Here is a 19,694-nt window from a genome sequence, read left to right as displayed (position 1 = left end):
CACCCGATCTTCAGGTCCGGCTGAAGTCAAGGCCCCGTCCGGGCTCAGGGGTGGGTCCGACGGCGGGCAGGATGGCCTGGTCGACGATATCGGCGAGGGTCCGCTCGCCGGGCAGCGCGCCGGTGTCGAACGCGATCTTGAGCACCAGCGCCTCACCGATATCGAGGACCACGGGGGTGAGCCGCGCCGGATCGATTCGCCCGATGCGCGCGTAGTGATGCAGGACCGTGCTGGTGAAGCGGCCGCCCGCGGGCTCGAAGACATCCGAGTAGACGGCCTCGGCCAGCTCCGGATAGCGGGCGCGGTCCAGCAGAATCGCCGCGACGGCGCGCGCCGTCGGCGTATCCATCCAGTCGACCAGCAGTTTCAGTGCCGCGATCAGATCGTGGCGGAGATCGTCGGTGGCCGAGACCGTCTCGTGCGGGAATGCGGAGCGGACGGCATCCAGCAATACCGCCTGCGGACTGTCCCAGCGCCGGTACAGCGAGGTTTTCGCGATGCCGGAGCGCTGGGCGATGCGTTCCATGGTGAGCCTGCCGAGGCCGACCTCGTCGAACTCCTCGATGACGGCGGTGCGAATCGCCGCCACCACCTCGGCGTCGCTGCGGCGGCCGCGCGTGCTCGGCATGGTTGTCGGTCCTTCGTCGGGTCGGGAGGTACGTCCCGATGCAGACTAGTCGGCGGTGGTGGCCAGGGTGACGACCGCGGTCGCGTACGGGCCGAGCTCCAGGACGTCACCCGGATTGTCGCGGACGGCGGCCGGGCCCGCGCCTGTCCCGGTGTCCACGACCGCCATCGACCGCGGCCGGTCGGGTGCGGTGCAGTGGACCGCGATCGGATCGGGGTACTTGTTCACCAGCAGGACCTTCCGCTCACCGGCCGCGGTCCGGAAGGCTCGCGCGTGCAGGCGGCCCTCCGGTGCCATGGGGTGTCCGATCGCGGTGTCGAACAGCTCGTCGCCCGGACCGAAATGCTCCAGCAGGAGCTGGAGCACCCGGTAGCGGGCGTTGGGTTCGCCGGTGTTCCAGTCCAGCAGTGACGTTCCCGCGATCATGCCCGGATAGTCCATGAACTCGGCCACGCCGACGATATCGATGCCCAGCTCGGTCAGCCGCGACCACAGGTATGCGATCACCGCACCGCCGAGTGCCCAATAGTCCTGGGGGATATCGGGTTCGGTGCTCATGACGTCCGGTGCGAAGGACCCGATCTCGTTGATGAAGGTCTTCGTGTGCGGAGACAGCTTGCGGCGTATGGAATCGATCAGCCGCACCTGGGTGATGAACCCCTCCGCCTGAGCGAAGAAGGTGCCGCGCCATTCCTCGAACGGCGGATTCCGTTCGGCGCTGGTGGGATCGAGGATATCCGGGGTGGCGTAGAAGTGATACGACACGGCGTCGACCGGAATGCCGGCCCGGTGGTTCGCGGGATCCAGGAAATGCCAGAAGTACTCCGGATCCTGTGTCACCGGACTGAGTGACAGCCCGACGAACTTCATCTCGGGATCGAGTTCTCGCAGCCGCTCCACCACCGCGTCGTAGAGGCGGGTGTAGACCTGCGGTGACAACCGGTGACCGATATCGGGTTCGCAGAGCACCTCCCAGTAGGCGAATCGGTGTCGGCGCCCGGAGGTGTGGCGTACGCCGAACTGATCGGTGAATCCGCCTGCCAGATACCAGCGGCCGATGCGCTCGAAGTGGTCGGCGACCTCGGTGAGGGTGGGGTCGCGAAATTCGGTGCCCTGCTCGTAATCCCAGTGGATTGCCGCCGGATCATCCTGCAGCGCGACGGGTTGCGCGGTGTGGAACATCCAGGTGGGGATGGTCGCGAAGTTCGCCACCACGGGCCGTCCCGTGGTGGCCGACAGGCAGTCGTCCATGAACTGGTCGAGCTGCGCGAAGTCCCAGGAGGTGTGGCCGTCGACGGGCGGATACAGCTCGGGCACCGACAGTTTCGGCGAAGAGAACCAGGGCAGCAGCCGGACGTAATCGGCTTCCAGTGCGCGCAGTGCGGCGAAGGCCTTGTCGTGTAGGGGTTCACCGCGTCGCAGCGGCGGTGCGGTCCAGACGTGGGTGGTCAAGGTGGTGCATGAGGTGCCGCGGGTAGCGGTCCAGTCGATGGAGAGAGGGAGGGCAGCGGACATCGCCGGAATCCTTTCGGGGGGAACGTTCTCAGGATAGCTACAGTAACGTAGCTACGCAACTGTTTCTAAGAGTGGGTCCGCGTGAGGTGTGACGAAGGTGTGACGGTGCGTCCCGCAGGGGCGACCAGGCCATGCGGACCAGGTTGAATCGAGACAGCGACGGCGAACACGGAACTCGGAGGATGAAACATGGTGTCGGTACGCAGGCTCACTCGATCCCCCATCACCTGGGCGGTGGTGGCGGTCTTGGTGGTCGCGCTCGGTATCGGGCTGGCGTTGTTCCAGCCCTGGCGGTTGTTCACCAACACCACGGTCGAGGAGGCGGCGCCCACGGTGAACGCCCCGGTCACCCCTGGTGCGACGCCCGCGCGGCCGCGCACGCTCTACACCGGCGAGTTCATCTCGCACGAGCACGCCACCAGCGGCACGCTGCGGGTACTCGACCTCGGCAACGGTCAGCGCGTGCTGCGGCTGGAGGACCTCGATACCTCGGACGGGCCCGCGCTGTTCGTGTGGCTCAGTGACGCCCCGGTGCTGCCCGGGCGTGACGGGTGGGGTGTCTTCGACGACGGTGCGTTCGTGAGTCTGGGAAATCTGAAGGGCAACAAGGGGAGTCAGAACTACGAGATTCCCGCCGACGTCGACCTGTCGACGCTGCGGAGCGTGTCGATCTGGTGCGACCGGTTCAATGTGTCCTTCGGCGCGGCGGAGTTGCGCACCGCCTAGGCCCGGAGCAGCGCCGTGCGGAAGCGGGCGCGGTAGGCCGAGGGGGTGACGCCCAGGTGGCGCAGGAAGGCGCGGCGCAGTGATTCCTCGCTGCCCAGGCCGCAGCGGTGGGCGGTGCGGGCGATGGATTCGCCCGATTCCAACAGGGTCTGCGCCGCCTCCAGCCGGACCGCTTCCACGAAGGCGGCCGGGGTGGTGTCGAGATGTTCGCGGAACAGCCGGGTCAGGTGCCGGACGCTGAGGGCGGCGCGCGCGGCCATGGCGGGCAGGGAGTGGTCGGCGGCGGGATCGGCGAGGATGTCGTCGAGCAGGGCGCGCAGCGGATCGTGACGGGGGCGGGGCAGCCGCGCGGCCACCGAGAACTGGGATTGACCGCCCGGCCGCTGCAGGAAGACCACCAGGTCCCGTGCCACATCCCGGGCCAGCTCCGCGCCCTCGTCGGCCTCCACCAGTGCCAGCGCCAGATCGATGCCGGCGCTGACACCGGCCGAGGTGTAGACCGTGTCGTCGCGCACATAGATGGCGTCCGGCTCCACCGTCACCCGCGGGTGCGCGCGAGCGAGCGTGGCGGCGTGCCGCCAGTGCGTGGTGGCGCGGCGGCCGTCGAGCACGCCCGCCTGCGCGAGGGCGAAGGCACCGGTGCACACCGACGCGATCCGGCGCGCGCCGGCGGCGAAATCCGGTATGGCGGAAACCAGTTCGGGCGGTGCGGGAGCCTGCGGCAACCGCGCGGAGCCCGGAACCAGCACCGTGTGCGCGCCCCGGACATTGGCGTAGGAGGTGTGCGCCGTGAGACTCGTCCCCGCCGAGGTGGTGACCGGACCGCCGTCCGGCGAACACAGCACGAGCTCGTATCCGCCGCCCAATTCCAGTGCGGTGCTGAAGACTTCCATCGGGGCGGTGGCGTCCAGCAGGCGGACGCCGTCGTACACCGCCACCGCGATCGTGCGACTCACCCCCGCGAGCTTAATGGCCGAATCCGAGGGGTTCGCGGCCGGATGGCCATGGTGGCGGACCGGGTGCGCGGGCGAAGCTCGATCCATGACCACGATCGCCGATATCGCCATCCCCGACAGCGCCCTGGCCCGCGCGGCCACCGAACTCGTCCGCGACACCGCCACGCCGCTCCTCTACGACCACTCCCGGCGGGTATTCCTGTTCGGCGCGCTCCAGGGCCGCCGCCGCGGCCTCGACTTCGACGCCGAACTGCTCTATGTCGGCGCGCTGTTCCACGATCTCGGCCTCACCGACCGCTACCGCACCGACGACCAGCGTTTCGAGATCGACGGCGCGGACGAGGCGCGCAAATTCCTGCACGCCCACGGGATCGCCGACCAGCGCGCCGATCTGGTGTGGACCGCCATCGCACTGCACACCACGCCGGAGATCCCGACCCGCATGGCGCCCGAGATCGCGCTGGTGACAGCGGGAGTCGAACTGGATGTGCTCGGCATCGGCTATCACGACATCAGCGCCGAGCAGCGGGCCGCGGTGGTGGCCGCGCATCCGCGGCCCGATTTCAAACGACGGATTCTGGCCGCCTTCACCGACGGCATCGCGCACCGCCCGGCGACGACCTTCGGCAATGTGAAAGCCGATGTGCTGGAGCGCTTCTCGCCGGGCTTCGCCCGAGCGAACTTCGTCGAGGTGATCGAGGGCTCGGACTGGCCGGAGTGATCAGGCGCTGCGCGGGGCGATCCAGAGCGCCTCGGCGACCGCGCACGGCTGTCCGTCCGGTGTCGAGAGCGCCACGCCGACAGTGTGTTTGCGACCGTCCCGGTGCAACGCCCAGGCGTAGGCGATGTATTCGGCACCGGCGAGCACGGGTTGCGTCCGGGTGGCCGTGAGGGCTGCGGTGACCGCACCCTGGCCCATGCCCTGGAACACCCAGGCCGCGATACCGCCGGGGCAGTCGAGCGTGGACCACACGACCTCGGGCGGAAGTTCCCCGTGCTCGTCGGCCAGACCCGGATCGGGGGTCCAGGCGGCGGCCATGACCCGGCGGTCGGGGGTGGCCCACGGGAACAGCCGCAATCCGTGGCCGGGTTCGCACAGCACACCGCAGCCGTAGCAGTCGGTGACCTGGCGATCGGGAGAGGACAGCGCCGCTTCGGTGGCGCGCTTGGCCTCCGACCAGGAGGGCGCGTCCGGGGGAGCGAGGGTGAGCGCCGCGGGCGCGGCCTCGGCCAGCAGCAGGCCGCCGGCGTCGGTCAGCGCGGTGCGGTCGGGGTCGGCGGTGATGGTGACGGGCGCGCCGACCGGTACCGCCCGGCGGAAGTCGACCCGGACCGTATCGGCCCCGGCGTGCCGGGCCAGCATGCCCGCGACATAGCCGCCGAACGCCACCCGCGGATAGCCGTGGATATGTTCCGGAATGGTGAGGGTCTGCGGCTGGGCCATGCTCTCGATCAACCTCTCCCGGCCCCGGCGGGCCGTCGAACGCTATCGACGATACCGACGGGCCGGTGGGGCGCGGAGTCAGGGCAGTGGTTGTGCGCCGCGCTGGGCCAGCATGATGGTCATGATGCCCGCCTCCTGGTTCTGGGCGGTCATCATCGCCCGCGCCGCCTCTTTCACCGGACCCGAGGTGAGCAGTTCGTCGGCGGCCTTCGCCATGGTGACGCCGCCGAGATGATGGCGCAGCATCAGTTGCAGGAACAGGGTTTCGGCGTCGACCCCGCGGGCGGCGGCGAGGGCGTCGAGTTCGCCCCAGGTGGCCATACCGGGCATGAGTCCGTCGGAATTGGTGGCCGTGGTAGTGGGAACGGCCGAATGATGATGGGCGGCAGTGGTTTCGCCCTCGTGCATCCAAGCCATCGGCTCGCGTCCGCCGGGGGAGACGCCGGCCAGCCGCAGCCAGCCCAGCATGGTGCCGATCTCCACCCGCTGAGTGTCGGAGATCTGCTGCGCCAGTTGCCGAATCACCGGGTCGGCGGCCGGATCCAGCCGCTGCACCATGAGCAGCGCCTGTTCGTGGTGGGCCAGCATATCCCGGGTGAACCCGATCTCGACCGGATCCAGGACCGGGGGTGCGGTCCGGTCGTCGGGAATCAGGGTGGGGCGCAACGCCATACCGATCGCCACCAGCAGCAGCGCCGCCGCCACGTAGGCGGCGGCACGCAGCCGGTTCACGAGCCGACCACGGACTGCTGATCGGCGGGCGGGGTGTACACGCGCTCGTCGAGCTGCAACACCATGAATCCGTTGTCGTTGCAGCTGGTCCACAGCTGGCTGCCATGCCATTCCGGCGGCGCGAAGCACCAGTCGGTGGACAGGTCGCCGAAGGCCAGCATGCCCGAGCGCTGCGACAGCGCCTGCCCGAGATCGAACTGCCCCTCCAGGATGGCGCGCGCCGCCGACGGGAACTCCATGGCGGGCACGCCGATCAGCGAGGCCAGCGCGTGCGGGGAGTTCCACAGCTCCAGATTGCGCCCGGTGCGGGCGGGCGGATTGAAGTAGGCGATCTCGCGAATGGCGAACGGATCGCGCACATCGAAGACGCGGATGCCGGAGGACTCCCAGCCGCAGGCCAGCGCGGTGGGATTCGCGGGCCGGTCGGCGGCGCAGTAGTGGGCATCGTACGAGAACACCGAACCGCCCATCGACGACGCGACCAGGGAATCCTGATGCTGCGGCAGGTTGATCTCCAGCTTGATCTTGGCGGCCACCGTCGGCGCGGTCTCGTCGGCGATGTCGATGAGTTTCACGCCGCCGGAACCGCCTTCGTCCACCGTGAACAGGTACGGGCGTCCGTCGTAGGTGACCGGCACGCTGTGCTGGGTCGCCCAGCCGTCGGTCCAGAACACCCGGCCCAGATGCGGCACCTGCGGATTCGGGTCGCGGCGCTGCACGGCGCTGATATCGAGCACGGTGAAACCGCCGAGCGCGGACAGGTACATGCGATCGCCGTCGGGACTGATGCCGAACCCGTGCGCTTCGATACCGGTCAGTCCCTGCCAGATGACATGCGGATTCGCGGGGTCGGTCAGGTCGATGGCGCTCACGAAGCCGGGCGCGATACCGGAGGCCCAGTAGGTGCGTCCGTCGGGGGAGAACCCGCCCTCGTGGGTGGTGATCGGCAGCGGCATGAGCAGATTCGTGCCCGGTCCCGGATTCAGCAGGCGCGGATGCGCGCAGTCGGAGATGTCGTAGACCGACAGGTACCCCGCACCCTCCCCGATGGGAACCCCGGTGCCCACCAACAGCTTCCGCTCCGCATTGACCTTGAGCGACTCCCACGTCCCGGCCAGCATGGCCGGTTCGGTGAGGGTGGCGGTCACCACCGGGTTGGTCGGATCGGAGACGTCGAGCACCTGCACGCCCTGTGACGGCCCGAGAATATTGCCGGGGAAGAACGACCCGGTGTACGAGCAGTGCTCGAAGGTGGCCGAGGTGATCCCCGCTCCCCGCCCGACGTACCCGCCGACGAAGGTCATATTGCACCGGTACCCCTGCGCGCTGCGTCCACTGCTGCGGTCGGTGGCTGGAACGTCGCCCTGCAATCCGGGCTCCGGCATGGCCCCCGGTCCGCAGTCGGCACGCGGCACGGCCGTGCGTCCCACATCGAGGAACTCCCGCACCGCGTTCTGAATATCGGATTGCAGATCCGCCGACGCACCCCCGATCGGCAGCACGGCCGCCGCCAGCAGCGCCGCCGCCACCACGACGACAGGCTTGGACCGACGCACATTCGCCCACCGCGACATTGCGGTCACCCCGACCTTCTCCCGGACATCAGTGTCAGTGATTCGGGGCACATGCGAGCACGGACTGTGTCCCCGGATACGGTCATAAGTTAATGGACAATCTGACCGACCGGTAGGGTTCTCCCGCGAATTGGCGGCTCCGGTCAGCCCACCGCCGCTGCGCGAGATCGTATCCGTGGTGTCCCGGAGCTACCGTTCACGACATGACCGGGATCGTCGACTGGGCCGGAAGATGCCGCGGTGGATGTGCCGGAAGGTGCCGAGGTGGATGTGCCGATCCGCGTTCGTATCGACTGGGACCGGCTTATCCGGCTGTGACTACGCCGAAGAGGTCGACAGCAGGGTGTGGCAGCGGTCGAGCAACCGGGAGCGCAGCACCGCGGCACGATCGGCGATACCGGCTTGTGCGCGGACGTATTCGGAGCGGCCGGAAGGGGTTTCGATGGGGATCGGGGTGTAGCCGTAGGCGGTGAGGTCGTAGGGGCTGGCCTTCATGTCGAGTTCGCGGGCGGCGCAGGCCAGGGCGAAGCAGTCGAACAGGAGGTCGGAGTCGATGAGCGGGGTGAGTTTGAAGCCCCACTTGTAGAGGTCCATGTTGGCGTGCAGGCAGCCTGGTTGTTCGCGGGCGATCTGGTCGGCGCGGGTGAGGTGTTCGGCGTTGCGGGGGGCGGCGTCCGGGGTGAAGAAGCGGTAGGCGTCGAAGTGGGTGCAGCGCAGTTGCATGGATTCGACGACCGCGTCGGTGCCCGCGGTGCCGAGGCGCAGCGGGACCTGCTGGTGGCGGATGTCGTCGGTGCGGTACACCATGGCCCATTCGTGCAGGCCGAAGCAGGACAGTTGGGCGGGGCGAGCGGCGGTCGCCGCCAGCAGGTCCGCGACGAAGGCGATGGTGTCGCGGCGCTTGGCGAGAAAGTCGGGGGCCGCGGTCCACGCGGTGCCGTCACCGTCCGGTGCGGATAGCGGAATCGATTGGTAGCCACGGTAATCCGCGTACTCGGCGGCATCGGCGAGCGCCAGCTCGTAGCCCGGATGCCACCGCTTCAACTGCGCGGGCTTGTGCCCGTAATAGGTGAACAGGAAGTCGATCACCGGATGGGCGGAACCGGCCGCCCGCTGCCGCAGATACGGCCCGATCAGCGCGTCCACCCGGTCCCGGTGGGCGGCGGCGCGGTCGCGCCACTCGGTTCGCGGCAGGATCCGCGGCCCGAGCGCCCGTAGTTCACCGTCCGACATGCTCATTCCGCGAGCCGGTGGGTCGCGTCGCGGACGGTGCCCACGAATTCCTCCACCAGATCCTCCAGGGCCACGATGCCGACCGTGGTGCCGCGCCCGTCCACCACCCGGCCGAGGTGGGAGTTGGTGCGCCGCAACCGGGCCAGCGCCTCGAACAGGGTGGCCCCGCTGCTCACGCTGGGCAGCGGCCGGATATCGGTGCGCGGGATCGGGGTGTCGGGTCCGGCCTTGTCGTCGGCGACCAGGTCGAGCACATCCTTGACGTGCAGGTAGCCGACGAGGGAGCCGTCGGTGGCGCGCACCGGGTAGCGGGAGTAGCCGGTCTCGGCCACCGCGGATTCGATATCGCCGAGGGTGGTGCCGTCGCCGCGCAGCGGGGCGGACCGCACCTTGGCCAGCGGCACCATCACATCGGCGACCAGGCGGTCGCTGGAGCCGAGCGCCTGGGTGAGGCGGCGATGCTCCTCTTCGTCCAGCAGCCCCTCGGAATGGGATTCGCCGAACATCTCCGCCAACTCCACCGAGGAGACGGTGGCGTCGAGTTCGTCCTTCGGTTCGATGCGCAGCGCCCGCAGCGTGAGATTCGCCGCCAGGTTGTAGAGCGCGATGAGCGGACGCGCCAGCCGCAGCCACATCAGATGCACCGGAACCAGCAGCAGCGCCATCCGTTCCGGCCCCGCCAGGGCGATGTTCTTCGGGATCATCTCACCGAGCAGGATGTGCAGCACCACCACGACGGTGAGCGCCACGGCGAAGGCGATCGGGTGCAGCAGCTGATCCGGGACGCCGATCAGGTGGAACGGCCGCTCTAGCAGATGCGCCACCGCGGGTTCACCCACCCGGCCCAGCAGGATGGAGCAGATGGTGATGCCCAATTGCGCCGCCGCCAGCATCATGGACAGATTCTGCGCCGCCTCTATCACCGTGGTGGCGCTGCGCTTGCCCTGTGCCGCAAGGGCTTCCAGCCGGTCGCGGCGGGCGGAGATGAGCGCGAACTCGGCGCCGACGAAGAACGCGTTGCCGAGCAGCAGGAAGACGGTGAGCAGTACCGCGAGCCAATCACCCATGTCGCTGCTCCCAGTTCGCGAGGCCCTCGGCGTCGACCGGGCGCAGCAGCACGCGGTCGATGCGATGGCCGTCCATCCGCTCCACCTTGGCGATCCAGCCGCCGCGGGTGTGTGGTTCGAAGGCATTGTCGGAGTGGGGGAGCAGCACCTCGTCCCCGGCCGCCGGTATCCGGCCCAGCTGGGTCAGCACCAGCCCGCCCAGGGTCTCGTACTCGCCCTCGGGCGCGTGGTATCCGGTGGTGGCCGATACCTCGTCGATGCGCAGCAGGCCCGAACAGTTCCAGCCCGCGGCGGTGCGGCGCACGTCGAGTTCCTCCTCGTCGTGCTCGTCGCGCACATCGCCGAGGATCTCCTCGATGAGGTCCTCCATGGTGACGATGCCCGCGGTGCCGCCGTACTCGTCGACCACCAGGGTCACCTGCATACCGTCGGCGCGCACGCGTTCGAGCACCTCGTCGCCGTCGAGGGAGGCGGGCACGATTGGCACCGGCTGCGCGATGGTCTTCAGCCGGATGCTGCGCCGGGCCCGCACCGGGTGCAGGAACGCCTGTTTGATGTGCACGATGCCGAGCGTGTTGTCCAGATCGCCGTCGATGACGGGGAACCGCGAATAGCCGGTGCGGCCCGCGGCGGCGATGAGGTCGGCGATGGTGTCGTCCTGGTCCAGGGTTTCGATCTTCACGCGCGGGGTCATGAGCTCCTCGGCGGAACGTTCACCGAAGCGCAGTGACCGGTCCACCACCTGCGCGGTGCGCTGGTCGATCGCGCCGTGCAGGGCCGAGGTGCGCACCAGCGACCCCAGTTCTTGCGGTGAGCGCGCCGACCGCAGCTCCTCGGCCGGTTCGATTCCCATCCGGCGCACCGCCCAGTTCGCGGTGCCGTTCAGGAAGTTGATCATCCACCGGAAGACGGCCGAGAACGCCACCATGGGCCCGGCGGTGAAGCGCGCGGTTTCCAACGGTGCGGCGATGGCGATGTTCTTGGGCACCAGCTCGCCGTAGATCATGGACAGCGAGGTGGCCAGAATCAGCGCCAGCGCCAGCGAAATGCCGTGCGAGATACCCGAACTCAGGCCGATGGCGGTGAACAGCGGTTCCAGCAGCCGCGCCAGCACCGGCTCGGCGATATAGCCGGTGATCAGCGTGGTGATGGTGATGCCCAGCTGTGCGCCGGAGAGCTGGAACGACAGGGTGCGATGCGCCTGGCGCACCTGCCGGGCCGGGCGGTCGCCCTCGCGGGCGTGCGCCTCCACGGTGGAGCGTTCCAGGGCGGTGAGCGAGAACTCGGCGGCCACGAACAAGGCCGTCCCGGCGGTCAACGCCAGGAAACCGAGCAGAGCGAGCAAGGTGAACACGGTGGACACGGTCAGCACCACCGAGCAGTCGGTGCTGGGAGAGCGATGGCGCCGGGTTTGTCACCCGGCTCGGTAGACGAGCCCTCCTGAGCGGCGCCCTCGGACGCGGGTGACAACTGGTTCCTTTCGCAGATCGAATACGGGGTGCGGGGCCGGTGCGGGTATGCGAGATCGCCGCCGCGGCGACCCCGGCTGCCCTCATGCTACCGGCAGCACAGGTCGGTGAGCGCGTCGGACGCGCGAGACCGGGCGGTCCCGGAGTTCGTCTCCGGTGGCCGCCCGGTGTGCGGCGTGTGAGTCGACAAGCGTCGCGGTGTCGGCGTGTCGTTTCGGGGCAGACAGCCGCCCACTCCGGGTCGCTGGGTCGCGCGGGTACCGGCGGTCCGCGCCGTCACCAGCCGGACGGCAGCGGGCGGCCCTCGGCGAAACCGGCCGCCGACTGCACGCCCAGAATGGCTCGCTCGTGGAACTCCGCCAGGTTGCTCGCGCCCGCGTAGGTGCAGGAACTGCGCACACCGGAGGTGATGTGGTCGAGCAGATCCTCCACGCCGGGACGCTCGGGATCCAGCCGCATGCGCGAGGAGGAGATGCCCTCCTCGAACAGCGCCTTGCGGGCGCGGTCGAAGGCGGAATCCGCGGCGGTGCGGGCGGCGACGGCGCGCTTGGACGCCATGCCGAAGCTCTCCTTGTAGCGGTTGCCGTCGCGGTCGATGCGCAGATCGCCGGGCGATTCGTAGGTGCCCGCGAACCAGGAGCCGACCATCACGTTGGCCGCGCCGACCGCGAGCGCCAGGGCCACGTCGCGCGGGTGGCGGACACCGCCGTCGGCCCACACGTGCTTGCCGAATTCCTTGGCGGCGGCGGCGCATTCGGCCACGGCCGACAGCTGCGGGCGGCCCACGCCGGTCATCATGCGGGTGGTGCACATGGCGCCGGGGCCGACACCGACCTTGATGATGTCCGCGCCCGCCTCGATGAGGTCGCGGGTGCCCGCCGCGGAGACCACGTTGCCCGCCACGATCGGCACGCCCAGATCCAGTCCGGAGACCGACCGCAGCGCCTCCAGCATCTTGCCCTGGTGGCCGTGCGCGGTATCCATGACCAGCACGTCGGCGCCGGCGTCGACCAGGGCCTTGGCCTTGGCCGGGATATCGCCGTTGATGCCGACCGCGGCGGCGATGCGCAGCTTGCCGTGCGCGTCGACCGCGGGCTGGTAGATGCCGGTGCGGACGGCGCCGGTGCGGGTCATCACGCCCGCCAGGCTGCCGTCGCCGTTGACCAGCACGGCGATGGTCGAGTGGTTGTGCTCGAGCAGATCGAAGATGTCGCGCGGCGAGGTGGCGGCGTCGGCGGTGACGAAATCGGTGTCGGCGACGGTGCGCAGCCGCGCGAAGCGGTCCACGTCGGCGCAGGAGCCCTCGGTGACCACACCGACCGGCTTGCCGTCCTCGACCACCACGACCGCGCCGTGTGCGCGCTTGTGGATGAGGCCGAGCGCGTCGGACACCGAATGCTCCGGGCTCAGCACCACCGGCGTGTCGGCGGTGAGCGAGCGGCTCTTCACGAAGCCGATGGTCTCGGCGGCGGCCGGGATCGGCAGATCCTGCGGCAGCACTACGAGTCCGCCGCGGCGCGCCACGGTCTCGGCCATACGCTTGCCCGCGACGGCCGTCATATTGGCGACGACGACGGGAATGGTGGTGCCGGTCCCGTCGCTGGTGGACAGGTCGACATCGAATCGCGACGTCACATCCGTCCGGCTGGGGACGAGGAAGACATCGTCGTAGGTCAAGTCGTAGGGCGGGTTATGCCCGGGGAGGAACTGCACGGTTCTGTTCGCCTCATAGGTTTGACGTCGGGATTTGCGGTCGTGGCCATGCTACGGAGGCAGGTTTGGGGCACAAATCACTCTGGCGGTGCTTCAACCTGATGTCACACATGCAGCGGTCCAGTGTACCGGGTGATGGTCGTGTTTCCGGCTGTGCCGTATGACACGTCGCGGATCGCCTCGGCGACGCGTGGGTCGCCCCGGCCGGTGTCGGAGCCCGGTGCGTGACGATTCGGGCGACCGCCGCCGTCGCAACACCCTGAGCGACCAGCCAACGCCTTGTTCGTCGTGCCGCCGTCGATGACGGCCGCGGTCTGTCCAGCGCGGCAAGGTCCGTGGGCGCTCGCTCGAGCGCCGGCTGGGGCCCGGAGGGGTGGTCGAGTGGGGTGCTGCCGGGCGTGGCGACGACGCGCCCGGAACGGCGCGTCCGTCACCGCGGGTATGGCGCTCGCGACCGTGCCGTCAGCGGCTCCGGCGAGCGGATCCGGGCTTGCGCTTCTTGGTGTGGACGCGACTGCCCGAGCGCGAGGTGGGGCGGGGGCGGCGCGGCTCGCTGGGCGGAACCTGTTGGGGTGCGGTGGTTTCGGGCGCGGCCGGGTCCGAGACCGGGACGCCGGACGGGCGGCGCGCGCCGATGAGTTCGGCCAGGCGGCGGTCGCCGGGGCGGGCGTCGATATCGGTGACGGACACGCCCGCCGCGGACACGATCGCGGCCCACGGCTCCTGGTCGGCGGGGGTGACGATGGTGACCACGGTGCCGGTCGCGCCCGCGCGGGCGGTGCGGCCCGCACGGTGCACGTAGTCCTTCGGGTCGGCCGGTGGATCGACGTGCACGACGAGATCGATGCCGTCCACGTGGATGCCGCGCGCCGCCACATCGGTGGCGACGAGCACGGGCGCGGTGCCGTCGGCGAAGGCGGCCAGGGTGCGCGTGCGCTGGTTCTGTGCCTTGCCGCCGTGCAGCGCGGCGGCCGCGACGCCCGCCTCGCGCAGGCGGCGGGCGAGTTTGTCGACGCCGTACTGGGTGCGCACGAACAGCAGGGTGCGACCCGCGCGGGCGGCGATCTCGGCGACAACCGCGTACTTGTCGCCGCGGCGCACCCGCACGGCGTAATGGCCGACCGCGCGGTCGTGTTCGGCGACCGCCTCGTCACCGGGACGGTCGGACGGAACCCGGCTGCCGTCCGTCGCTCGCGGTGGTGGTCGGTCACGGTCGGCGTAATGGCCGACCGCGCGGGGACCGGCGGTCGGAGAATCGGCTTCTTCGCCCGGGTGATTCGGTGTGTCGGACACATTCCCCGCGCGCTCCGCACGTCCGGTGCCCGGGAGGTCGTGCGAGTGACGGTCGCCGTGCCCGGTTCCCCCGGGCCGCCCGGAGACCGTGTGCCGCACGGGATCTCGCAGATAGCGCTCGACCAGTCCGTCCACGGCGTGGTCCAGGGTGGCGGAGAACAGCAGTTTCTGCGCGTCCTCGGGGATCCGGTTGAGTACGGCCGTCAGTTGCGGGAGGAAGCCGAGTTCGGTCATGTGGTCGGCCTCGTCCACGGTGATCGCGCGCACCTCGGACAGGTCCACCGCGCGGCGGCCGATCAGGTCGGTGAGGCGGCCGGGGGTGGCGATGAGCAGGTCGACGCCGCGGGCGAGGCGCTCCTCCTGGCGTTTGATCGGCAGCCCGCCGACGGCGGAGGCGAGGCGGATGCCCTGCGACAGGGCGGGTTCGTCCAGCGCGGCTTCGATCTGCTGCGCCAATTCCCTTGTGGGCGCGAGGATCACACCGCGTGGACGGCCGGGACGGGCGGGTGCCCCGGACAGCCGAACCAGCATCGGTACACCGAAGGCGAGCGTTTTGCCCGAACCCGTGGCGGCCCGGCCCAGCACATCGCGTCCCGCCAGCACATCCGGGATCACCACACCCTGGATGGGGAACGGCCGCTCGATCCCGTCGCGGCGCAGCGCGTGCACGAGCACCGGCGGCAGACCCAGATCGGCGAAGGTCAGCGGCCGGGAGACGACCGCGTAACGCACGGTCTCCTCGGCCCGCGCGAAGCCCGGATTCCGATCACGGGCGGCGGTAGCGCTGGGCTGGGACACCGTCGGATCGGCCGTCCGGCTGTCCGCGTACGGGGTATCGGAGGCAGCGGATTCGCGGGCGGCGGTGTCGTCGGGTGTGGCGGTGTCGTCGGGTGTGGCGGTGTCGTCGGGTGTGGCGGTGTCGTCGGGTGTGGCGGTGTCGGTGGATGCGGCGGTGTCGGTGGATACGGCCGTGTCGGTGGATACGGCCGTGTCGGTGGACGCTGCGGTGTCGGGCGGCGTGGGGGCATCGGATCCGGCGGCTTCGGATGCGGTGCCCTCGTGCGCGGCGGCCCGGTGGGCGGCGGGGTCAGGCACTGATCAGCAGCCTGTGCAGCTCGGTGAGCCACGGAATGGCGACCGCGAGGGTGGGCACCACCAGGATGGCGGCGGCGGCCAGGTACGCGGCGGCGGCCTCGCGCACACTGCCGAGCGGTCCGGCGAGGCGCTGGATGCGGATCAGCGTGGTGGGTCCGCCGACGGCCATCGCACCTTGCGGGGCAACCGAATTCGAGCAGGCCACCAGCGCGCGCGCCAGCGGCGTCGCCCCGGTGACCTTCACGGCGGAGTCGTCGGCCAGCAGTTCGATGAGCAGCTTCACCGAATCGAGCGCGGATTTGGAGCGCACCACCCGCGGGAACGCCTCGTGCGCGGCGGTGAACGCCTCCAGCACGAGGTCGTGGCGGGCACGCAGGTGCGAGCGCTCATGGCTGACGATCGCGGTGAGCTCCGCATCGGACAGATTGGTCACGGTGCCCTGGGAGAGCACCACGCGCTGGCGGATGCCCGGCAGACAGTAGGCGATCGGCTCGGCGGCGGCCAGCACCCGGATATCCGCGGCCTTGCGCTGCACACTGGGCTGATCGAGCAGGTCGACGAGCATGCGATGGCGGGCGCGGCGGCGGCGGGTGTGGATGCCGACGCGGATCACCGACCAGATGAGCCGACCGCCGATCATGAGGGTCAGCGCGAAGACGGTGACATAGGCCAGCCACAGCGGCAGCCCCAGCACATCGATCTCGGCGTAGGGCGAGGTGGTGGGCCGCCCGTCCGGGCCCGGCACCAGCAGTCGGCTGGCGATGGCCAGCCCGGAGCCGAAGGCGCTGAGCACGGCGGCCAGCGCGATGGCCTGCCAGAGCACCAGTGCCGCACGGGGATTGCGATACGGCCAGGTGGCTCTGCTGAGCAGCGCCGGAGCCGGTCCCGCCAGAAACAACGCGAGACCGGCGAAAACCGGCGCGGTTACATCCATTCCTCAGCTCACTACGTTGTGGGGGCTAGGCGCCGAGGCAGGTGCGGCGATCAGACTCCCGTATCGTCGGTCGGCTTCCTGCGTGCTGCCTCGTTCGCTTCGAGCTTAGCGAGTGCGTCCCGCAATGCGGCAGCCTCATCCTTGCCGACCTGTTCGACGAAGTGTACGAGAGCCGCGCGGCGGCTGCCTACTTCGTCGGCCTGCTGCAATGCGTCCACCATGAGCGAGGCCACGAGTTCGTCGCGAGTATGCACGGGGGCGTAGCGGTGTGCGCGGTCGTCGCGCTGCTGCACCACCAGGCTCTTCTTCGCCAATCGCTGGAGCACCGTCATCACCGTGGTGTACGCGAGTTCGCGGCGCTGTGCGAGAGCTTCGTGGACTTGCCGCACCGTTTGTGGTTCATCGGCCGACCACAGTTGGTCCATGACCGCTTTCTCGAGTTCACCAAGACCTGCCATTCCCCAATTCTACGGAGTCAACGACGCGCACGCGTACTACAGGTTGTCGTAACCGGGTGATAGCCGGTGTGGTATTGGTCATACCGGCTCTCCCTGTGTCGCACCGCGTCCCATGCGCACGACGGCGCCGAACTACTGGCATTACGGCTTCGAGCATTGCATTCTCTAACTAGGTAAGCCTAACCTATCTTTTCGATTCGGCCTGTTTGTTCACGGAGGAGGAGGTTCGCGTGCCCGAACCCATGACCGTATGCCCGCTGCGTGATTCCCAGCTCGTCTTCGAGCGGACCTGCGCTCGGCTGCGCGCCCTGCAACCGGAACACCCGCGTGTCTACGCCGTGGCGGCCATGGCCGATCAGGGCAAGCGGCGCTGGTGGCGCCTGACCGACGGTGTTCGCGAGGGCCGCATCGAACTCATGTACCGCCGCCACGCCGCCGAGATGACGAACGCCGACATCGCCGCCGAGGTCGTCGCCACCGCCCTCATCCATGCCGTGGTCGGCCGGGTGGTGGCCCTGCTGGTGGCCGAGGGTCGCGCCTGGGATCCGGGTCTGGAGAACCTCTGGATCCACACCGACAACGACGGCGGCATCGACTGGGCGGGCTTGGCCGACACCACGATTCGCGTCATCGACGGTGACCGTCTGGACGGCGAGCCCGGCGTGGTCACCCTGCCCTGTGAGCGCGCCATGTACGTCTGGCTCGCGCATCGCCTGGAGCCCGCCCTCGACCTGATCCAACAGGCCATCTCCCGCTGCGCGGCCCTGCCCGCCCGCCGCTTCTGGAGCCTGGTCGGCGAATCCATCGTCGGCGCGGCCACCTACGTCCCGGCCCTGGCCAACACCTCCTCGACCGATGGCGCCCGCCGCGGCCAACAGCTCCTGGCCGCTCTCGAGGAACGCGGACTTCCGGTCCGCAGAACCTGTTTCGTCCGTTAGCCCCCCGCGGGTCGGTCGGCGAGGTGGGCGCGGATGAGCGCGGCGACCCGATGCGGGTGTGCCGTCATGACGAGATGGCCGGACGGGCGGACGACGCGGTGATGTCCCCCGAGTTGCCGGGCCAGCGCGCGGTGCCGCCGCGGCCAGCCGGAGAGCCGGTGGCGCTGCGCCGTGACCACGAGCGACCGCGCGGTCGGGAGCGGCGTGTGACGGCGCAGGTCGAGTAGGTCGGCGGCCCAGCGCGGGTAGGCGTTCCATTCGGCGAGGCACCGGTCGATGAAGTCGCCGTCGCGCAGTGCCGCGACGACCGCGTCCACGTGCTCCGGCGGCAGCGCCGGATCCAGCCACCGTTGCCCCGGGCCCAGCAGCGCCGCCGCCAGCCGGGTGCGCGCGGCGCGGCGGGTCGGCCGGAGTGCTCGTCCAGCAAGGGGTTCGGCGTATCGCCGGGGGCGGCCCTCGACGCTGGGGTCCAGCACGCGCATTCGATGGGCGCGTTCGTCGCCGAGGCGTACGCCCGCTCACATCCCGGATACGCGCACGACCTGGTGCTCTCGCGGATATCGATCCGAGCGGCGAACACGAGAGTAGCCGCACGATAGCCAGGGCGGAGTGGGGATGAATGCGCGGTCGACTACCCCGACGACCGGTTTCGCCGTACCTCCCGCACCCGCCAGCGGCGCTCGACGCCACCGCGAGAGCAGCGTGTTCGAGCTCTTTACCTGCACTGTTCCAATTCTGCAATACTATGACCCGTGAGTGAGCGTATGGAGCGGTTTCTGCGGTGGCGCGACGAGGTGGCGAGCGGTGACAGCGAGCGCGCCATCGCGGCGCGCATGGGCATCGGCAACAACCGGGTCGGCCGCCATCTGCGCGAGAGCGATCCACCGGTCGCCGAAACCGTCATCGACTTCGCTCGCGCCTATGGCGTGAATCCGGTCGACGGCCTCGTCGCGGCGGGGTTGCTGACCCGCGACGAGGCGCTGCGCGCGGCGGCCAGCGAACCGCTGCGGACCGCGTCGCCCCTGCAATTGCTCGAGGAACTGACCCGACGGGAGAAGGAACGGTTGCACGCGGAGCGCGAAACCGACGAAGCGCCGGCCGTGAAGCGGCGGCGCTGGCGCCGTGATCTCGGCGAAGGGCTGCTCACATGAACGCCGGAATCATCGAATACCTCATCGCCTGCGTCATCGCCCTGTGCACCATCGCGCTGCGCCTCACCGTCTGGCGGGCGCGGCCGGGGTCGCGGCCGTTCACCATCGCGTTGACCCTGCTGCTGCCCGGTATCGTGCTGCGGCATCCGCTGCTACTCGAAAGGGACTGGCTGCCACAGGGTTCCATCGCCGGCACCTATCTGACCAACTTCACCGACCTGGTCGGCGACCTGTTGATCGTCGCCGCCGGCGCGTACCTGTTCACGGTGGTGGCGCGCGCGTGGGGTCGGGAGGAGTTGCGGCCCTGGATCACCCGCGCCTTCACGGCCGGGGCGGTGGCGATGCTGGTGCTCTGGGCGGTCTCCGACGCGCCCCGAACGCAGACGAAGTACGTCGGGTATCTGGGCGGGTCGGCGCAGGCGTACTCGTACCTGGCGGCGTCGCTCGTTCTCGTCGCGAATCTGGCCGTGCTGCTCTCGGTGGCCGTGGCGCGCTTGCCGCGCGGTCTGCGGCTGTCGCTGCTCCCGCTCGGGCTCGCCGCCCTGCTGGGAGTGACCGAGAGTCTGCTGCGCATCGGCAGCCACGCCGCACCCGATGTCTTCGCCGACCCGCGCGACATCGTCGGATGGCAGTTGTCGGTGGCGATGATCCTGCTGTACTCGCTCTCCGGCCTGATCGGGCACGTCGCCTACGGGCGGGTGGTCGCCGAATCCGAGCGCTCCGCGCACTGATCCGCCTGGTTGCAATAGTCACACAATCTGTTGCAAA

At 69.8% G+C, this 19,694-nt stretch carries 19 protein-coding genes; 5 read left to right on the top strand and 14 right to left on the bottom strand.

All coding sequences use genetic code 11. The annotated features are described in order from the left end of the window. Positions 1-10: 10 nt before the first annotated feature. Positions 11-628 carry a TetR/AcrR family transcriptional regulator gene (locus tag QJS31_RS24035; RefSeq protein ID WP_282781510.1) on the bottom strand — a complete coding sequence of 206 codons (618 nt, stop codon included), beginning with the start codon at positions 626-628 and terminating at the stop codon, positions 11-13. Positions 629-673: 45 nt separating this feature from the next. Continuing rightward, on the bottom strand, positions 674-2,143 hold the full coding sequence (locus tag QJS31_RS24030) for a hypothetical protein (RefSeq protein ID WP_306357753.1): 1,470 nt from the start codon (positions 2,141-2,143) through the stop codon (positions 674-676). Between the two features lie 189 nt (positions 2,144-2,332). Here QJS31_RS24030 and QJS31_RS24025 point away from each other — a divergent pair, with 189 nt between their 5' ends. After that, positions 2,333-2,869, top strand: coding sequence for a DM13 domain-containing protein (locus QJS31_RS24025; protein ID WP_306357752.1), 537 nt, complete (start codon positions 2,333-2,335; stop codon positions 2,867-2,869). Here the strand turns inward: QJS31_RS24025 and QJS31_RS24020 are convergent. After that, positions 2,866-3,825 carry a GlxA family transcriptional regulator gene (locus QJS31_RS24020; RefSeq protein WP_306357751.1) on the bottom strand — a complete coding sequence of 320 codons (960 nt, stop codon included), beginning with the start codon at positions 3,823-3,825 and terminating at the stop codon, positions 2,866-2,868. The genes QJS31_RS24025 and QJS31_RS24020 overlap by 4 nt on opposite strands. 85 nt (positions 3,826-3,910) lie before the next feature. Here QJS31_RS24020 and QJS31_RS24015 point away from each other — a divergent pair, with 85 nt between their 5' ends. Beyond that, positions 3,911-4,546: an HD domain-containing protein gene (locus tag QJS31_RS24015; protein WP_282781503.1), complete on the top strand. Its 636-nt coding sequence runs from the start codon at positions 3,911-3,913 to the stop codon at positions 4,544-4,546. Here QJS31_RS24015 and QJS31_RS24010 read toward each other — a convergent pair whose 3' ends face one another. The 10 genes from QJS31_RS24010 to QJS31_RS23965 form a co-directional block, all read right to left on the bottom strand. Continuing rightward, positions 4,547-5,269 carry a hypothetical protein gene (locus tag QJS31_RS24010; protein WP_282781501.1) on the bottom strand — a complete coding sequence of 241 codons (723 nt, stop codon included), beginning with the start codon at positions 5,267-5,269 and terminating at the stop codon, positions 4,547-4,549. A 78-nt stretch (positions 5,270-5,347) separates the two neighbouring features. Beyond that, positions 5,348-5,941, bottom strand: a complete 594-nt coding sequence (locus tag QJS31_RS24005) for a DUF305 domain-containing protein (RefSeq protein ID WP_306357824.1) — start codon at positions 5,939-5,941, stop codon at positions 5,348-5,350. A 56-nt stretch (positions 5,942-5,997) separates the two neighbouring features. Beyond that, positions 5,998-7,575, bottom strand: coding sequence for an LVIVD repeat-containing protein (locus QJS31_RS24000; protein WP_282781498.1), 1,578 nt, complete (start codon positions 7,573-7,575; stop codon positions 5,998-6,000). A gap of 318 nt (positions 7,576-7,893) precedes the next feature. Then, positions 7,894-8,814 (bottom strand): 3-methyladenine DNA glycosylase, encoded by a 921-nt coding sequence (locus QJS31_RS23995; protein ID WP_306357750.1) that lies wholly within the window; start codon positions 8,812-8,814, stop codon positions 7,894-7,896. Next, positions 8,811-9,875 carry a hemolysin family protein gene (locus QJS31_RS23990; protein WP_143980725.1) on the bottom strand — a complete coding sequence of 355 codons (1,065 nt, stop codon included), beginning with the start codon at positions 9,873-9,875 and terminating at the stop codon, positions 8,811-8,813. Before QJS31_RS23990 ends, QJS31_RS23995 begins: the two co-directional genes overlap by 4 nt. Continuing rightward, positions 9,868-11,238 (bottom strand): hemolysin family protein, encoded by a 1,371-nt coding sequence (locus QJS31_RS23985; RefSeq protein ID WP_306357749.1) that lies wholly within the window; start codon positions 11,236-11,238, stop codon positions 9,868-9,870. The genes QJS31_RS23990 and QJS31_RS23985 overlap by 8 nt, the downstream gene beginning before the upstream one ends. 382 nt (positions 11,239-11,620) lie before the next feature. Next, positions 11,621-13,057 (bottom strand): GuaB1 family IMP dehydrogenase-related protein, encoded by a 1,437-nt coding sequence (locus QJS31_RS23980; protein WP_029930606.1) that lies wholly within the window; start codon positions 13,055-13,057, stop codon positions 11,621-11,623. Between the two features lie 462 nt (positions 13,058-13,519). After that, positions 13,520-15,445: a DEAD/DEAH box helicase gene (locus QJS31_RS23975; protein WP_306357748.1), complete on the bottom strand. Its 1,926-nt coding sequence runs from the start codon at positions 15,443-15,445 to the stop codon at positions 13,520-13,522. Continuing rightward, on the bottom strand, positions 15,438-16,379 hold the full coding sequence (locus QJS31_RS23970) for a M56 family metallopeptidase (RefSeq protein WP_029930604.1): 942 nt from the start codon (positions 16,377-16,379) through the stop codon (positions 15,438-15,440). Before QJS31_RS23970 ends, QJS31_RS23975 begins: the two co-directional genes overlap by 8 nt. A gap of 50 nt (positions 16,380-16,429) precedes the next feature. After that, positions 16,430-16,837: a BlaI/MecI/CopY family transcriptional regulator gene (locus QJS31_RS23965; protein WP_282785379.1), complete on the bottom strand. Its 408-nt coding sequence runs from the start codon at positions 16,835-16,837 to the stop codon at positions 16,430-16,432. Between the two features lie 230 nt (positions 16,838-17,067). Here QJS31_RS23965 and QJS31_RS23960 point away from each other — a divergent pair, with 230 nt between their 5' ends. Beyond that, positions 17,068-17,775, top strand: a complete 708-nt coding sequence (locus tag QJS31_RS23960; protein ID WP_306357747.1) for a hypothetical protein — start codon at positions 17,068-17,070, stop codon at positions 17,773-17,775. Here the strand turns inward: QJS31_RS23960 and QJS31_RS23955 are convergent. Continuing rightward, entirely contained in the window at positions 17,772-18,251 is a 480-nt protein-coding gene (locus tag QJS31_RS23955) for an alpha/beta fold hydrolase (RefSeq protein WP_306357746.1), read from the bottom strand. The two genes, QJS31_RS23960 and QJS31_RS23955, sit on opposite strands and share 4 nt — an antisense overlap. 276 nt (positions 18,252-18,527) lie before the next feature. Between QJS31_RS23955 and QJS31_RS23950 the strand changes: the two genes are divergently transcribed. Beyond that, positions 18,528-18,926: a hypothetical protein gene (locus QJS31_RS23950; RefSeq protein ID WP_282785376.1), complete on the top strand. Its 399-nt coding sequence runs from the start codon at positions 18,528-18,530 to the stop codon at positions 18,924-18,926. Next, positions 18,923-19,657 carry a hypothetical protein gene (locus tag QJS31_RS23945; protein WP_282785375.1) on the top strand — a complete coding sequence of 245 codons (735 nt, stop codon included), beginning with the start codon at positions 18,923-18,925 and terminating at the stop codon, positions 19,655-19,657. Before QJS31_RS23950 ends, QJS31_RS23945 begins: the two co-directional genes overlap by 4 nt. Positions 19,658-19,694: the final 37 nt, after the last annotated feature.

The sequence above is a fragment of the Nocardia sp. CC213A genome, assembly GCF_030766805.1.
Taxonomy (GTDB): Bacteria; Actinomycetota; Actinomycetes; order Mycobacteriales; family Mycobacteriaceae; genus Nocardia; species Nocardia otitidiscaviarum.
This window is presented reverse-complemented; position numbering and strand designations above follow the sequence as displayed.

Bases quoted from the DNA above. Each gene is read 5' to 3' on its own strand.
- QJS31_RS24035 (WP_282781510.1), bottom strand. From the start codon at position 628: ATGCCGAGCACGCGCGGCCGCCGCAGCGACGCCGAGGTGGTGGCGGCG.
- QJS31_RS24030 (WP_306357753.1), bottom strand. From the start codon at position 2,143: ATGTCCGCTGCCCTCCCTCTCTCCATCGACTGGACCGCTACCCGCGGC.
- QJS31_RS24025 (WP_306357752.1), top strand. From the start codon at position 2,333: ATGGTGTCGGTACGCAGGCTCACTCGATCCCCCATCACCTGGGCGGTG.
- QJS31_RS24015 (WP_282781503.1), top strand. From the start codon at position 3,911: ATGACCACGATCGCCGATATCGCCATCCCCGACAGCGCCCTGGCCCGC.
- QJS31_RS24010 (WP_282781501.1), bottom strand. From the start codon at position 5,269: ATGGCCCAGCCGCAGACCCTCACCATTCCGGAACATATCCACGGCTAT.
- QJS31_RS24005 (WP_306357824.1), bottom strand. From the start codon at position 5,941: ATGGCGTTGCGCCCCACCCTGATTCCCGACGACCGGACCGCACCCCCG.
- QJS31_RS24000 (WP_282781498.1), bottom strand. From the start codon at position 7,575: ATGTCGCGGTGGGCGAATGTGCGTCGGTCCAAGCCTGTCGTCGTGGTG.
- QJS31_RS23995 (WP_306357750.1), bottom strand. From the start codon at position 8,814: ATGAGCATGTCGGACGGTGAACTACGGGCGCTCGGGCCGCGGATCCTG.
- QJS31_RS23990 (WP_143980725.1), bottom strand. From the start codon at position 9,875: ATGGGTGATTGGCTCGCGGTACTGCTCACCGTCTTCCTGCTGCTCGGC.
- QJS31_RS23970 (WP_029930604.1), bottom strand. From the start codon at position 16,379: ATGGATGTAACCGCGCCGGTTTTCGCCGGTCTCGCGTTGTTTCTGGCG.
- QJS31_RS23965 (WP_282785379.1), bottom strand. From the start codon at position 16,837: ATGGCAGGTCTTGGTGAACTCGAGAAAGCGGTCATGGACCAACTGTGG.
- QJS31_RS23945 (WP_282785375.1), top strand. From the start codon at position 18,923: ATGAACGCCGGAATCATCGAATACCTCATCGCCTGCGTCATCGCCCTG.